Source organism: Snodgrassella sp. CS2 (assembly GCF_050310315.1).
Taxonomy (GTDB): Bacteria; Pseudomonadota; Gammaproteobacteria; order Burkholderiales; family Neisseriaceae; genus Snodgrassella; species Snodgrassella alvi_E.
Map to the genome: position 1 here is coordinate 43,462 of NZ_JBNPBA010000007.1, position 15,633 is coordinate 59,094.

At 45.8% G+C, this 15,633-nt stretch carries 14 protein-coding genes and 3 tRNA genes; 5 read left to right on the plus strand and 12 right to left on the minus strand.

Translation table 11 applies throughout. The annotated features are described in order from the left end of the window. Positions 1 to 29: 29 nt before the first annotated feature. The 12 genes from yacG to folD all read right to left on the minus strand — a co-directional run bounded on the left by yacG (position 30) and on the right by folD (position 13,210). Positions 30 to 227: a DNA gyrase inhibitor YacG gene (yacG, locus tag ACQP6D_RS09330; RefSeq protein WP_427858034.1), complete on the minus strand. Its 198-nt coding sequence runs from the start codon at positions 225 to 227 to the stop codon at positions 30 to 32. Continuing rightward, positions 227 to 979, minus strand: coding sequence for a cell division protein ZapD (gene zapD, locus ACQP6D_RS09335; RefSeq protein WP_100140881.1), 753 nt, complete (start codon positions 977 to 979; stop codon positions 227 to 229). The genes yacG and zapD overlap by 1 nt, the downstream gene beginning before the upstream one ends. 5 nt (positions 980 to 984) lie before the next feature. Further along, positions 985 to 1,599 carry a dephospho-CoA kinase gene (coaE, locus tag ACQP6D_RS09340; protein ID WP_427858035.1) on the minus strand — a complete coding sequence of 205 codons (615 nt, stop codon included), beginning with the start codon at positions 1,597 to 1,599 and terminating at the stop codon, positions 985 to 987. Further along, complete coding sequence (locus ACQP6D_RS09345; protein ID WP_427858036.1) at positions 1,596 to 2,447, minus strand: prepilin peptidase; 852 nt, start codon at positions 2,445 to 2,447, stop codon at positions 1,596 to 1,598. Before ACQP6D_RS09345 ends, coaE begins: the two co-directional genes overlap by 4 nt. 6 nt (positions 2,448 to 2,453) lie before the next feature. Beyond that, positions 2,454 to 3,686, minus strand: a complete 1,233-nt coding sequence (locus tag ACQP6D_RS09350) for a type II secretion system F family protein (RefSeq protein WP_100151389.1) — start codon at positions 3,684 to 3,686, stop codon at positions 2,454 to 2,456. 46 nt (positions 3,687 to 3,732) lie between these two features. Next, positions 3,733 to 5,412, minus strand: coding sequence for a type IV-A pilus assembly ATPase PilB (gene pilB / locus ACQP6D_RS09355; RefSeq protein ID WP_100151388.1), 1,680 nt, complete (start codon positions 5,410 to 5,412; stop codon positions 3,733 to 3,735). A 199-nt stretch (positions 5,413 to 5,611) separates the two neighbouring features. Beyond that, complete coding sequence (gene recJ, locus ACQP6D_RS09360; RefSeq protein WP_427858037.1) at positions 5,612 to 7,309, minus strand: single-stranded-DNA-specific exonuclease RecJ; 1,698 nt, start codon at positions 7,307 to 7,309, stop codon at positions 5,612 to 5,614. Continuing rightward, a complete protein-coding gene (locus ACQP6D_RS09365; RefSeq protein WP_427858038.1) occupies positions 7,306 to 8,280 on the minus strand; it encodes a hypothetical protein in 975 nt (324 codons plus the stop codon). The genes recJ and ACQP6D_RS09365 overlap by 4 nt, the downstream gene beginning before the upstream one ends. 48 nt (positions 8,281 to 8,328) lie before the next feature. Then, on the minus strand, positions 8,329 to 10,095 hold the full coding sequence (locus ACQP6D_RS09370) for a M61 family metallopeptidase (RefSeq protein WP_427858039.1): 1,767 nt from the start codon (positions 10,093 to 10,095) through the stop codon (positions 8,329 to 8,331). 220 nt (positions 10,096 to 10,315) lie between these two features. Then, entirely contained in the window at positions 10,316 to 11,344 is a 1,029-nt protein-coding gene (gap, locus tag ACQP6D_RS09375; RefSeq protein WP_100151384.1) for a type I glyceraldehyde-3-phosphate dehydrogenase, read from the minus strand. 138 nt (positions 11,345 to 11,482) lie between these two features. Beyond that, positions 11,483 to 12,061: a hypothetical protein gene (locus tag ACQP6D_RS09380; RefSeq protein WP_427858040.1), complete on the minus strand. Its 579-nt coding sequence runs from the start codon at positions 12,059 to 12,061 to the stop codon at positions 11,483 to 11,485. Positions 12,062 to 12,346: 285 nt separating this feature from the next. Then, positions 12,347 to 13,210 carry a bifunctional methylenetetrahydrofolate dehydrogenase/methenyltetrahydrofolate cyclohydrolase FolD gene (folD, locus tag ACQP6D_RS09385; protein WP_427858041.1) on the minus strand — a complete coding sequence of 288 codons (864 nt, stop codon included), beginning with the start codon at positions 13,208 to 13,210 and terminating at the stop codon, positions 12,347 to 12,349. A gap of 220 nt (positions 13,211 to 13,430) precedes the next feature. Here folD and ACQP6D_RS09390 point away from each other — a divergent pair. The 5 genes from ACQP6D_RS09390 to rnhB all read left to right on the plus strand — a co-directional run bounded on the left by ACQP6D_RS09390 (position 13,431) and on the right by rnhB (position 15,633). Then, a tRNA-Pro gene (locus ACQP6D_RS09390) sits at positions 13,431 to 13,508 on the plus strand. A gap of 38 nt (positions 13,509 to 13,546) precedes the next feature. After that, positions 13,547 to 13,623 (plus strand) — tRNA-Arg (locus ACQP6D_RS09395). Between the two features lie 19 nt (positions 13,624 to 13,642). Further along, a tRNA-His gene (locus tag ACQP6D_RS09400) sits at positions 13,643 to 13,718 on the plus strand. Between the two features lie 134 nt (positions 13,719 to 13,852). Next, on the plus strand, positions 13,853 to 15,025 hold the full coding sequence (gene lpxB, locus ACQP6D_RS09405) for a lipid-A-disaccharide synthase (protein ID WP_427858042.1): 1,173 nt from the start codon (positions 13,853 to 13,855) through the stop codon (positions 15,023 to 15,025). Then, positions 15,022 to 15,633, plus strand: a complete 612-nt coding sequence (gene rnhB / locus ACQP6D_RS09410; protein ID WP_427858043.1) for a ribonuclease HII — start codon at positions 15,022 to 15,024, stop codon at positions 15,631 to 15,633. Before lpxB ends, rnhB begins: the two co-directional genes overlap by 4 nt.

Below are 15,633 nucleotides of genomic sequence, written 5' to 3' on the forward strand. Positions count from 1 at the left end.
AGTGTTTGGGATAATGTAATCAATATAGGTTAATGCTTTGATGGTTTGAGTTCTCCGCTCAGAGGTTGATCTTCATCTGCCGGCAAGTTATAGCTTTCACTGGCCCATGCTCCCAAATCAATCATTTTACAGCGTTCGCAACAGAACGGCCGGAAACGGTTTGCTGTAATCCAGGCGACGTTTTGGCCACAAGTAGGACAAGTAACGGTGATGATTTTTTCAGTCATTATTTGATTACTGCATCGAAGCTACACATTACGAGCGTGAACGGAATGTCGGTGGTCAGTACTAATCCGCGTGCCTGTTGTTGTGATGCTTGTAAAAAGCGAATATGGGTGAAATATTTATTAGCAGAAACTTCTGGCAAGGCTGTTTCATGTTGGGCAACATTAATACCAAGCAAGTGGATATTCTGACCCAAACTGTTGTGCTGATAGCTGCCTGCATTTGCTACACACTCTACAGACAGACTATTGTGACGCAGGATTTCCAGTAGTAGGCTGATGGCTTCATAAGTTGGGAGCAGGCTTTGAATCCATTGTCGTAGCTGGCTTTCGCGTTCTTCTGGATTTTTCTGCTGCCAGTAATAATATGAGGGTAAATCATATGGGCTGGTACCGCCAGGTACAAATATTCTTTGTTTGATGGCCATCAGCCATTCATTTTCACGCAGATGTTGTCCAAATTTCTGTTGAACATTCTGTAAATTAGATATTGCTGTCTGAATGGTTTCAAGTGCATCCTTACCATCTTCACCCCGTTGTCGTGCCAGACCTTTTTGACGTTCCAGCTCCTGTAGAATATCCAATTTGAGCTCAGCACGCGCGGCAGCTTCCATGATTTCAAACAGTGAAAACAATGCACAGTGATGTGCCCAGACTTCCTTGCGTACTACGACTTCATGAAAGTGCCTGAACAAGTAGGCGATACGTAAAAAATTCCGCACGCGCTCGGACAAGGGATGTTCGAAATGGATTATATCTGTCATAACGTGGATGGTGGTAAAGCCTGATAGAAGTGATGGAGCTTTAGGACTTCCTGCTCAAGTTGTGGCCAGTTGCCATCATTAGTAATTGTGTCATCAGCAATAACTTTTCTGCTCTTGCTGTCAGCCTGTTGCGCCATAATAGCACGTATTGTGGATTCGTCTAGACCACTACGAAGCTGAACTCTTTGTATACAAAGATTAACAGGAGCTTCGATGATAAGTATACGCTGCACCAGTTTTTGAAATTCGGGTTTTTCCGCCAGTAGTGGTATTTCAATAATGCCATATTGTTTGTCTGGAGAAATTTGCTGTTTGGCCTGTTGCAACCCTTGCCAGATGAGCGGATGAAGAATGTTTTCCAGTCGTTGGCGATGGGTTGAATCAGCAAATACCCATTTACGCAGTTGGTTCCGATCCAGACTGCCGTCTGCCAGAAATAGCTGGCTGCCACATTGTTTTTTGATTTCAGGTAATGCTAAACCATGTGGTGCAGTAAGCTGATGGGCTATTTCATCGGCATTGATTACTGGTATACCTAAGCTAGCAAAACAACTGGCTACAGTGGTTTTGCCGCTACCAATTCCACCGCTTAGTCCAACCCAGATTGTCATGCATTGAATCCAGAAAGTTGCAACCACCAGTGAATGAGCTGGCTAATTTGGCTGTTGGCCATCCAAACAATCCAGCCGGAGATGGCTAGAGCCGGGCCAAAAGCCATTGGCTGACTGCGGGCAACTTTGAGTATCAAAGAGGCAATGATGCCAACAATAGCAGCTATAAATACAATTAATGGCAATGCAGCAGCACCCATCCATGCGCCTAGAGCAGCCAGCAGTTTAAAATCACCATAACCCATGCCATCTTTTCCGGTTATGAGCTTGAATAGCCAAAACAGTGACCATAAGCTCATATAGCCTGCTACTGCTCCCCATATAGCTGCAGATAAGGATACAAATTCACTATACCAATTAAACAGTAATCCCAGCCACAGTAATGGCAAAGTAATCTGATCTGGCAAGAGCTGAGTATCAGCATCGATAAATGTTAATGTTATCAATGCAGCTGTCAAAACCAGACCACCGGCGGCAACTGGTGTTACATCATAGCGCCATACTACTGCGGCAAACGCTAGTCCGGTAAGCAGTTCGACACAGAAATAGCGAGGGCTAATCGGTTTTGCACAAGCAGCACAACGACCATGTAAGAAAAGATAGCTTATCAATGGTATATTTTGCCACCAGCGAATTTTATGCTGGCAATGAGGGCAGGCTGACGGGGGTACGCAAAGATTGAAACGGGCAAAATTTTCTGCCGGTAATTGCAATGCCATTCGTGCTTCAGCCTGCCAGCTGCGTTCCATCATGATCGGCAGACGATAGATGACTACGTTCAGAAAGCTGCCTACAGCTAAACCTGTTATTAATGCGATGATGGAGAAAAACAGTGTATCTGATAACATCTGATTTTAACCTACTGCATTACCGATGTTGAAGAGTGGTAAATACATAGCAACCAGAATAACACCGACGATCAAACCCAGTACTACCATGATAATGGGTTCCATCAAAGAGGATAGCTGTGAAACAGCAGTATCTACATCTTCTTCATAAAATTCGGCTGATTTATTTAACATATCATCAAGTGATCCAGACTCTTCGCCAATAGAGGCCATTTGCATTACCATGTTGGGAAATAATTCAGTAGCCTGCATGGCAGAGGTGAGGGAGATACCCTGATTAACCTTGGCCCGAATTTCCTGTGTCGCTTCTTCATATCTGATATTGCCCGCTGCTCCGGCTACTGAGTCAAGTACTTCTACTAAGGGGACGCCGGCAGCAAACAAGGTTGCTGTTGTGCGCGCCCAGCGGGCAATTGTGGCTTTACGTACGATTTGGCCAAAAATGGGCATTTTCAATAACATGTAATCAAAACGTTTTTTCAAATCATCTGAGTTCTGATACCATTTTATTAGTCCAATTACACCTGCAATGAGTGCAATGATAATAAATACACCAAAGTGGACAAAGAAATTAGAAATATTCATCATGAATTGTGTAAGCCCTGGCAGAGGAACGCCCATACCTTCGTAAACCTTACCGAATGATGGTAAAACAAACATCATCATGACGATTACCAGTGCAATTGCGACAACTACCACTACGACCGGATAGGTCAAAGCACTTTTAACTTTTTTCTTAATTCCTTGAGTTTTTTCTTTGTATACGGCCAGTTTATCTAATATGGCTTCCAATACACCGCCTGTTTCGCCTGCACGTACCAGATTGCAATAAAATCGATCAAAATACTTTGGATGTTTGGCAAAAGAATCAGCTAATGATGTACCCTGCTCAACATCAGAACGGATTTGCATCAACATTTGTGTCATAGCAGGGTTTGAGTGACCTTTGGCTGCGATATCAAAAGCCTGCATCATCGGTAAACCGGATTTCATCATGGTTGATAATTGTCGAGTAAAGACTGTTATATCCGCCGGACTGATTTTTTTCTGACGCTGTTTTTTGACTTTGCTAATCTGAATTACACGAATCTGTCGTCGGTTAAGTTTGGCACGGGCTTCTGCCTCATCTTTTGCCACTACTTCGCCGCGTACAATCTGCTCAGTTTTGATGTTTTTTCCTTCAAAGCTGTAGCTGATGCCGGTAGATTTAGCTTTGGATACTGCTACTGGTTTGTTCATGGTTTTTCTCACAGTATTGTATTAATTAGATAAATGGGCGATGGATTTAATCGTTGGTGGTGGCTAGAATTTCGTCAAGCGAAGTGATGCCTTCCATAACTTTAAGCAGACCAGCATGACGCAAATCGACCAGTCCTTCTTTATGCGCCTGCTGACTGATATCGACTTCATTACCATTGTTCATGATGATTCGCTGCATTTCATCACTGATAGGCATTACTTCATAAACACCAGCGCGCCCCTTGTAACCTTTGCCTTTACAGCGCTCACAACCTACCGGCCGATAAAATGTCCATTCTTTAGCTAGATCTTCATCAGAGAAACCGGCTTTTTTCAGTGCGAATTCTGGTGGCCGTTCGGCTGGCGCTTTGCAGGTACATAAACGTCGTACCAAACGCTGTGCCATAATCAGATTCACTGAACTTGCGATGTTGAATGGAGCAACCCCCATATTCAGCATACGTGATAAGGTGGCAGGCGCATTATTGGTGTGCAGGGTAGAAAATACCATATGACCGGTTTGTGCTGCTTTGATGGCAATATCGGCCGTTTCTAAATCCCGGATTTCCCCCACCATGATGATGTCTGGATCCTGACGTAGGAAAGATTTTAGAGCTGCGGCAAATGTCAGTCCCTGTTTATCATTTACATTGACCTGATTGATACCGGGTAAATTAATTTCCGCAGGATCTTCTGCAGTAGAAATGTTCACACTGTCGGTATTCAGAATATTCAGGCAGGTGTAAAGGGATACAGTTTTACCGGAACCGGTTGGACCGGTAACCAGTACCATACCATAAGGCCGGTGAATGGCTTCCAGCAGTAATTCTTTCTGGAATGGTTCGAAGCCGAGCTGTTCGATATTCAGGGTAGCGGCATCCGAATTCAGAATACGCATCACAATTTTTTCACCAAACAGGGTCGGAAGGGTACTGACACGAAAGTCAATCGGTTTGGCGCCTTTGCGGAATTGAATCTGAATTCGTCCATCCTGAGGTATACGTTTTTCTGAAATGTCCAGTTTAGCCATCACTTTAATACGGGAGGCAATCTGGTTTCTAATATTCAGTGGCATACGCACTACTTCTCGTAGCTGCCCGTCAATACGAAAACGTACTCGTGCCATTTCTTCGTAAAATTCAAAGTGAATATCTGAGGCGCCGCTGTTGAGTGCATCATTCAATACTTTGAAGACAAATCTGGCCACAGGCCCGTTTTCACCGTCCTCATCATCGGCAGACATGGCATTATTGCCTGTTGCTTCAGCATCACCAACTGTGTCCATTCCTTCTAGTAGGCTGGTGGATTCCTGTCCTAGATTTTCGAGTATCTGACGCAGCTGATCATCGCGTACAATAACCAGATTCAGTATGCAGCCGGCATCTGTGGCAATTTTCTGATAATGCTGAATGGAAGTGGGGTCAGATACAGCCAGAAACAGACGATTTCCACGTTTGAAAATGGGCACGCAGATATATTGCTGCATGATTTTCAGATTGATTAAGTCCTGCGGTACAAGGCTTTGGTTATATAGTTCCAGATTGAGGTAAGGAATACTGAATACCTTGGACAGGAAGCTGGCCAGTTTATCAGCATCGATGACACCAGACTGCAACAGCATCGGTATAACTGGACGTTTCTGCTCAAGCTCCTGACGCAGTTTTTCAGCTTTTTCTGCATCGATAATCTGGTGCTTATATAAAACTCGAATCAATCCTACACTCATACCAGTTAATTCCTGTCTTTATCTCTTTTTAAGTTTACACTTAGTTAGTGGTGCATTTATCTGGCTGCTCCTCCTTTTAGCCTATCTGTTTGTGGCGTAATGGCCAATTACAGATACAGGAGCGCAAAAAAAGCCATGTTAATGTTTGATTGTGCTAATTATAAGTGAATTTATGTATTTAAACAGCCTCAATATCTCTTCAGGTACAATTTTCCCAGTAATCTGCATATAGCTGTAATTCAAGTTGCTGGCGCCATTCATTGGCAATAAGCCGATAAACCACGCGAATACGTTCAGGCAAAGTGACGTTGCACCGAAAAAACATGGCTTCACATTCGCAGTTGCTCTTGCGTAACACGGCCTTTACGTGACCAGTGCCAACGATTTGCTGGCTGACAACGTTGAATTCGTCGCAGAAAGAGGGTGGGGGAAAGCTTTGCCCCCACACCAACGCTGCCAGTTGCTGGGCTGTGGCTAAATTCAGATGTTGGGGTTCTAATGAACCATCGATCTGGTATGTTTGATTCAGATCGGCTGGCTGGATAAGTTGCCGGCATACTGTTTCAAATTCACGCCGGAAAGCGGGTAATTGTGTTTCGGCAATGCTTAATCCAGCAGCCATGGCATGGCCGCCGAATTTCTGGATGATTTCCGGTTGTCTTTTGCTGACCATATCTAAAGCATCACGCAAATGTAGACCAGAGATGGAGCGACCAGATCCGCGCAGTGTGCCGTTTTCAGCTTGTGCAAACACAATGCTCGGTCGATGAAAGGTTTCGCGCAAACGTCCAGCAACAATGCCGGTGACGCCCTGATGCCAGCTGTTGTGATAGGCGACAATACTGAAACTACTTTCGGTATTAATGTCTGCTAGCTGCAAATTGGCCTCATCTTGCATGCTGCGTTGTATCTGCCGGCGCTCCTGGTTTAAATCGTTCAGTTGTTCCGCTAAGTTTGCTGCATTGTGTATATCATCTGATAAAAGGCAGGCTATGCCCAAACTCATATCATCCAGCCGGCCGGCAGCATTTAGCCGCGGACCAATGGCAAAGCCCAGATCGAATGCCTGAGCCTGATGTATTTTACGTTTGGCTACCTGAAATAGGGCGCGTATACCGGGTTGCATTTTATCGGCACGCATGCGCTTGAGCCCCTGTGCGACCAGAATACGGTTATTCTGATCAAGGGGGACGACATCGGCAACGGTACCTAATGCAACTAGATCAAGCCATTGTGCCAGATTTGGTTCGGGAACTTGGCTGAACTGGTTGTGCTGACGCAAATGGTGACGCAAGGCCATCAGTACGTAAAACATCACGCCGACACCGGCCAGTGCTTTGCTGGGAAATTCATCACCGGGCTGGTTAGGATTAACAATAATGCATTCAGGCAATTGCTCGGCGGGTAAATGATGGTCGGTAATCAATACATCCATACCCAGTTGGTGTGCACGCTGTACACCATCTACACTGGCTATACCATTGTCCACTGTTAGCAGCAAATCGGCGCCGGCCTGAGCAGCAAGCTCAGCAATTTCTGCTGTCAGTCCGTATCCATGCTCAAAACGATTTGGTACGAAAAAGTCAGTTATGGCGCCCATGGCCTGTAAGCCTCGCATAGCCAGAGCACAGGCAGTAGCGCCATCGGCATCATAATCAGCCACAATCAGAATTTTTTCTTGTCGTGTGATTGCTTGTGCCAAGCGTTCACTGGCAGCATGGATATTCTTTAGATTATGAAATGGCAGCAGGGCAGACAGGCTGGATTCCGTTTCAAGTTTATTTTTAATGGCGCGTGTGGCATACAATCTTGCCAGTAATGGTTCAACGCCCTGTGCTAGTAGGGTTTGCTCGGCATGGGTATCTACCGGTCGGGTAACAATGCAGGCGGGCTTCATAGACTTAGTCCGTTAAATGGTTTGGCTTTGTGCCGGAAAAAGTTTAGCCAGGGTTTACGGATTTGAAGCAGGCCGTTTTCGCAATGAATATTTAGCTGCCGGAGTTGCTTGTTTTGCAGTGCGTTTAACAAGGGTTGCCACCAGTCCTGTTCCCATTGTTGCAGTATCTGGGTATAAAGGTATACATCGCCCTGATTGACGGCTGTGCATAATGCATCATTAAACAACACAATTTTATCTTTATCTTTGCCAAACACGGTATCTGCTAATGCAGCATAATTAGCGGGTAGCTCATGTGTATTAACTGCCCAAGAGCTATTGGTATACAACGGAATTTTACTGTCTGCTGTGCCTGCGCTGTCTGGCTCAAACCATAAGCTGTTGATGGTAGGCAGGCCGCGGGCACTGCGTTGCTGATTGATCGGGTGCTGATACAGCAGCATTTGCAGTTCGGTCTGTCGTTGTAAAATTAAGAGTGCATCGGTACCAGTTGGTTTTATTTCTGAGTTAATGCTGCCACCGAGATCCAGTATCGATGGCACGCTAAATGCCATTCTTTGTGAGGAGGTCAACAGCCACAAATTGGCTTTTACTGGATGAAACTGCCAATTTTCTGCCTGTAACCATTTATTCAATACACTACAGAAAGCGCTTGCTTCTTCTATGGATAAAGAAAGAGATTTTCCATCAATGTATTGCAGTTGATGCATTCCGGCTATCTGACTGATGGGTGTGGCAATCAGGCTGTTACCACTCGAATCAAGGTTATACTGCCCACATACCTGTTGTACCCACGAACCTTGCCACAGGTACTGCCGGAAAAGCTGGCTTCTACTACAGGTTTGTGCGGAAAATTGACCCCAATGGCGTAACTTATCCAATGCCGGTAATGGTACTACCGGCACGATAATATCCTGATGCGGCCACAGTAAACCGGGCAGGACAAGAGTCAGATGTAAATCAGCTGGCATGAAATCTAGGATATTTATAAAAATAGAATTATTGTTTCAGTCTGGCGGTTATTTTCGGGGTTGTGGCTGCAACCATTGTTGTAACAGCTGAGTATTCTCAATACTGAGTAGGGCTGTATCGTTTATTGCCGGTTGGGTCAATAAGCTGGATTGTCGCAGCAGGCCATCTCGGATAAAGTGAATCCGTACCGTTTCGCCAATATGGATACGTGCCCATTGCGTGCTAAAGTCCGTAATGATTTCATCATTGAGTGCGATGAGCTGATCACCGGCACTCAGGCCAGCATTTTCTGCACTACCCTGATTGAATACTTGTTGCAGGGTGATTCCGAGTGTTGCAGGCTTAAACCGTGCACCTAAATCGGCACAAGTCTGTTCGCAGGCTGTTGGCTCCTCTGTGTAAGCGCCCCCATGCTGGAGTGGCAGAGCAGCCCAATGCAGTGATACACCAGCCTGATGTAATTTTTCAGCCATAGGTAAATCAACTGTGGTCATGATGTACTGCTGATAAACTTGTGTTAAATCAATACCAGTGGTCTCGCGCGCGATTTTGAGCCACTCATTTTCAGCCAGACCTAATCCTCGCTGCCGCCAGTCTTGATACAGTGCGCGCATCACGTCGTCTAGATTTTTCTGCTGGTTGGTGTGCTGGCGAATATGGTGATCCAAGCACATGGCAGCCAACGCCCCTTTCTGGTAATAGCTGACAATGGCATTGGCGCTGTTCTCATTCTGTTTGTAGTATTTGGTCCACGCGGTAAGGCTGGATTCAGCCAGAGTTTGCTTAAGTCGTCCCGCTCCCTGCTGCACTCGTGTAATAGTTTTGGCTAATAAATGCAGATATTGAGCTGGTGTAATGACGCCGCTGCGCACCAGAAATAAATCATCGTAGTAGGAAGTGATGCCCTCGAAAGCCCATAAGAGATGGGTATAGGCTTCGGTGTTCAATTCATTATTGGCAAATGCAGCTGGAATGATGGATTTTACATTCCATGCATGGAAATATTCGTGGCTGAATAATCCTAATAAAGTAATGTAAGCTTCGCTGTTTTTGCCATTTGTCTGCGGCAGATCATGCCGGTCGGCCATCAGTGCAGATGATGATCTATGTTCCAACCCGCCGTAAATGCCATTGCCGACGTGCAATAGAAAGCTGTACCGTTCAAAAGGTGGCGGTGCGTCAAACATAGCTATTTCACAGGCGCATATTCTAGCAACATCTTGGACGAGACGTTGCTGGTCAAACTGAGAAAAATGTCCGCTAATGACAATCTCATGTTCGATGCCTGCTACAGTGAAGGGCAGACGCAGCAGATAGCCCATTTCCACCGGATAATCTATCAAGGCACGATAGTTGCCAGTCTGATATACCCGTGGCAGTGAAGCTGCGGGCATAGTGGTAGCAATATCCCAGTTTTCCGGCAGACCGCTGATAATTAACTGGCAGGCCTCCTGCTGGCGTTGATTGTGGCGTAAAAACAGGCATGCACCATCGAAGAAGCCACGCTCGGTATTTAAAAATGATCCACGTACAGAACTGTCAAAAGCATAAACCAGATAGCTGATTTCCCATTTACCTGCCAGTCCTTTACAAGACCATGTATTTTTGTTTATCTGCTCTGCTGTTGCGGGGGAGTTGTTGCAACTGGCCGTTAAAGTAACGATATGGCGGGCAAAGTCACGAATCATATAGCTACCGGGCAGCCAGTTGGGTAGGCTTAAGGTGAAATTCTGATTATCGAGCTGAGTGAAACTGAGACGAACATGCCACAAATGCTGGGTCAGTGAGTGGGGTTGCAAATGATAGTTAAGCATAATCTGTGCCTCAAGGAAGCAAAATGGAGAATCAGCGATTTGTTTGCTTGGAATTTAAATTAATAAAAGTGTCAGGTTTAGCGACCAGATCTTAATATTACGTGGATAGTGATACGCTAAGTTTTGTGATTTTGTTTATGCGTTAGGACATACATAAATGTATTCAGGCTGCCTGAAAACTACATGGTTTCAGACAGCCTGCCATTATGCTGAGCGTAGCTCAGGCAAACGGTGTTACTTCCATGTTGAACATAGCGCGGGCGGTATTCAGCATCTGGCAGCTAAAGCCCCATTCATTATCGTACCATGCCAGTACTTTTACCATATTGCCGTTGGTAACTTTGGTGAGGGTACTGTCAAATACGGATGCCTGAGGTAAGTGATTGAAATCGCTTGAAACCAATGGTAGGCTATTATAGCCCAGAATATGCTGCATACTGCCTTCACTGGCCGCTTTAACGATGGCATTCACTTCTTCAATGCTGGTGTCGCGAGCTGCCTCAAAAGTTAAATCTACCAGTGAAACATTAATAGTTGGTACACGCACAGAGAAGCCGTCGAATTTGCCCTGTAATTCCGGCAGTACCAGTCCTAAAGCTTTGGCAGCACCGGTTTTGGTTGGAATCAGGTTTTCCACTGCACTACGGGCACGACGTAAATCTTTATGCCGTACATCGGTCAGAACCTGATCGTTGGTAAATGCATGAATGGTTGTCATCAAACCTTTCACCATGCCCAGTCCGTCATTAATAGCTTTGGCTACCGGAGCCAGACAGTTAGTTGTGCAAGAACCATTGGATACTACAGTCATTTCTGGTGTGAGTACCTGATGATTCACGCCGTATACTACAGTGGCATCTACATCAGAACCACCGGGAGCGGATATCAAAACTTTCTTAGCACCGCTCTGTATATGGACGCTAGCTTTTTCTTTGCTGGTAAATGCACCAGTACATTCCAGTACCAGATCAATACCTAATTCACCCCAGGGCAGTTCTGCCGGATTGCGAGTAGCGAAAAAGCGGATGCGGTCGCCGTTGATAATTAAAGCATCATCATCAAATGAAACATCTGCGGTGAAACGGCCATGAACGGTATCGAATTTTGTCAGATGGGCACTGGTTTCCAATGTGCCACTGGCATTTATCGCGACAATTTCAAACTGGTTGCGCAGGTTATAGTCATAGATGGCACGCAATATCTGGCGGCCGATGCGGCCATAACCATTAATGGCAACTTTTAACGTCATGCTTATTCCTTTTCAAATCAACAAAACTGATTAGGTAAATTTCAAGTTTGGAATGCAAAATTGGTTAATTCAATTATCTGATTCGCATTAAAAACACCATGTATTATTATAGCGGAACCAGCTTAATTCCTCATCTGTTCAGCGTAAGCCGTTTTCGGCAGCAGGCAGTGTGACCATTTGCTGGAAAGACTGTGCCATAGTATTTAAATCTAACCAACCCATGCCGCTGAAAATTAATAGAATTACACTGCCGGCTAGACAAGTGATGAAACAATAGACAATATAAGCCAAGGCTACTTTAAATACATTCTGCTGGCTAATGCGGACAAAACCACCTACTTGAACCACTATGGTCCAGACCATCCACGCCATTCCGGGCATGGCTAATGCGTGTGGAAAGTACAGTATAGCTACCATGGGCAGAGTTAGCGCTTCCGTGACCAGTATGTAACCATACCATTGTCCGGGCTGCCGGTTGTAGTAGCTAAGAATGGATTGCATGGAAAAACTCAGGACCGCCCAGCGCAATACAGTTAATACCATAATAAAAGCACTGATACCCGGTTGATGTCCGAGAAAGGGTGACATGTTCGCAATACTCATTAGGCCTAATGCCAAGAGTACGGCAATAAAGATAAACGGCGAATAACGATAATGCGTTTTAGGGTAAAACTGCATACGCAGTGCAGCCCAAGTGTCGATGAAAAACTGATACATTGAATCAATATCACTTTATGTTGTTGAATAAACCATAACAGCCATTTCATTAATCGTGCCAGCATTGTCTAGATTCGCATGCTATTTGGCAGAGTTTTCCGGTTATGATGGCGTTTTTTACGCCATTTGGTTTTATTCTGTTGTTTATACGAAGATATGTTGGCTAATGGACTGATTGGTAAAATGTTAATGCTAACCTGAGTTTTCAGATCAGTTTTGCAAAATTGATTGCTGTCTGTACAGGTTTGCTGCTCATTTGATTTCCGAATCAGACCTGAAGGAAATTCAGTTTAGTTGAGTATCGTATAGTTCAGCAGCTTGCAGCGTATTTTCCATCAAAGAGGCGATTGTCATGGGGCCGACGCCACCTGGCACTGGAGTTATCATTGCTGCACGCTCTCTAGCGTTGGCGAATGCTACATCACCGCATAACTGGCCGTTTTCCAACCGATTTATTCCTACATCTATGACGATTGCGCCAGGTTTAATCCATTCACCTTTGACAAAATTCGGCTGGCCTACACCCACTACAACAATATCGGCTGCCGCGACTTCCTGTGCCAGATTCTGCGTCGCGCTGTGACAAACTGTAACCGTGGCTCGAGCCAACAGAAGCTCTAAAGCCTGCGGTCTGCCAACGATATTTGATGCACCTACTACTACAGCTTTTTTACCGGCTACATCAATTTGATAAGCTTCCAGTAAGGTCATTACACCTTTCGGTGTGCACGGACGCATTAGCGGCATCTTTACTGCCAGACGGCCTACATTATACGGATGAAATCCGTCGACATCTTTATGCGGCACAATCCGCTCCAGTACAAGCTGACCATTTATATGTTTTGGTAAAGGTAGCTGTACCAGAATACCATCTACGCCCTTGTCGGCATTCATTTCATCAATGAGTGCCAGCAATTCTGATTCACTGGTCTGAGTAGGTAGTTCATAACTGCGTGATTCAAAGCCGATGGTTTCGCAGGCACGTTTTTTATTGCGCACATATACAGCACTGGCTGGGTCCTCGCCTACCAGTACGACCGCTAGGCAAGGACGGCGTAACTGATTATCCAGCCGCTGCTGCACACGACCCGCGAGTTTTTGCAGAATTTGTTCGGAAATTTTTTTGCCATCAATGAGTTGAGCGGTCATTAGCTAATTCCAGACAGAAAGATGAATAAAGAGGCTGTTGGCGGGCAACCAGCAGCTGAAACTCAGAAAAATGGCATTGTCGCATTTTTTAGCCTTGCTTTCATCTGCTTTTATTGATTGTGTGCAACCATAAATCGGCAATATTTCAAAAATATGGCAAAAAAATTAGGTTTACCTCTTGACGATGGTTTTTCAGAGCTGTATAGTTCGCCTCTCTCGTCGGGGTGTAGCGCAGCCTGGTTAGCGCATCTGCTTTGGGAGCAGAGGGTCGTGAGTTCGAATCCCACCACCCCGACCACATCGACTGAATCCTTATCCGGATAGATTTGAGAGTACGCGCCCGTAGCTCAACCGGATAGAGCACCGGCCTTCTAAGCCGGGGGTTACAGGTTCGATTCCTGTCGGGCGCACCAAGTTTGAAAAGTTTTAATGGTGGCTGTAGCTCAGTTGGTAGAGCCCTGGATTGTGATTCCAGTTGTCGTGGGTTCGAGCCCCATCAGCCACCCCAGATTAAAAGCCCAAGCCCTTTGCTTGGGCTTTTAGCTTTTATAGCCTTATCCTTTTACAGGTAGATATCGCCTGTTAAACTGGTAATCTTTAAAGCCTGACTCTGAGAGCTGTTTATCACTATGCTATCCCGCTATGAATAAAACTGCAACTGAACTGCCCTCGTTAACCATAGCCTTGTGTGCTGGGGAGGCGTCCGGTGACTTGCTTGGCGCCCATCTGATGAATGCCATACGTGCCCGTTATCCAAATGTGCAGTTTGTGGGTATCGGTGGGCCGCGTATGCTTGCTGCAGGTATTCGCAGTTTATATGATCAGGAAAAGCTGGCGGTACGTGGTTTTGTAGAAGTTGTAAAAAAACTTCCAGAAATTCTGGCCATTCGCCGAGGCCTAATTCATGCACTGAAAACGATTCGACCGCAGGTGTTTGTAGGAATAGATGCACCGGATTTTAATCTGGGTGTGGCAGAAAGTTTAAAACATGCCGGTATTGCCACTGTGCATTATGTTAGCCCGTCTGTGTGGGCCTGGCGGCGCAAGCGAGTAAAAAAAATCGTCAGACAAGTTGATGAAGTGCTGTGTTTGTTTCCGATGGAGCCGGAATTATATCGACAAGCAGGCGGGCGAGCGCGTTTTGTAGGTCATCCACTGGCGCAGACATTGCCGTTGCAGGTTGATCGTCAGGCCAGACGTCAGCAATTGAAACTACCTGAGCAGGCTCCGGTATTTGCATTAATGCCGGGTAGTCGGGTGAGTGAAATTGATTTTATGGCGCCATTGTTTTTACAGGCAGCCGAAATCATCCGCCAGCGCTATCCGCAGGCTGAGTTTTTAATACCATTGGCTACTGCAGCAACGCGTCAGCGGATGCAAACTTTGCTGGCGCAGCCGGCATGGCAAAAACTGCCAGTACGATTGATGTCTGCGCATGCGGAAATGGCGTGTCAGGCTGCTGACGTGACTCTGGTAACCAGTGGTACGGCTACGCTAGAAGTAGCCTTGTGTCAGTGTCCAATGGTAATCAGTTATAAGATATCGCCATTAACCTATGCTTATGTAAAACATAAAATTAAAGTGCCTTATGTTGGGTTGCCTAATATTTTGTTAGACAGAGGCGTGGTGCCGGAGCTCTTACAGGGAAATGCTACTCCGCAGAAGCTGGCTCAGGCGGTGATCCAATGGTATGAATCGCCACAGGAAATTGAAACCCTGCGAACAGATTTTTTGGCACTGCATCAGCAGTTGCGTTTGAACACTGACGAACTAGCTGCACAGGCTGTGCTCCAGCACGCTATGGGGCAGGTATGAGCTTCGATTTAGGTGTATTACCCGCTCATGCCGGTGTGGACGAAGCTGGACGTGGCCCTTTAGTGGGCAGTGTTTATGCCGCAGCCGTGATTCTGCCGGCAAATTATGATTTACCCGGTCTCACTGATTCCAAAAAATTATCTGAAAAAAAACGTGATCAGCTGGCGATACAGATTAAACAGCAGGCAACTGCATGGTCTGTAGCCGCAGCCGATGTCAGTGAAATTCATCAGTATAATATTCTGTTTGCCACTATGCGCGCGATGGCTCGTGCGGTGATGAATTTGCATACTGTTCCTAGCAAAGTCTGGATAGATGGCAATCGCATACCTGCTGATTTAACCTTGCCGGCAGAAGCTGTGGTAAAAGGGGATTTGAAAATAGCTGCTGTGTCGGCAGCTTCGATTCTGGCTAAAACGGCACGGGATGCAGAAATGTATGCGTTGCACCAGCAATACCCTCAATATGGTTTTGACCGGCACAAGGGCTATGGTACGGCCGCACATTTGGCTGCTCTCCGGCAATTTGGGGTATTACCCCAGCATCGTCAGGATTTTGCACCGGTAAAAGCTTTACTGCTACAGGGTAAATGCTTTGTAGAAATCTAA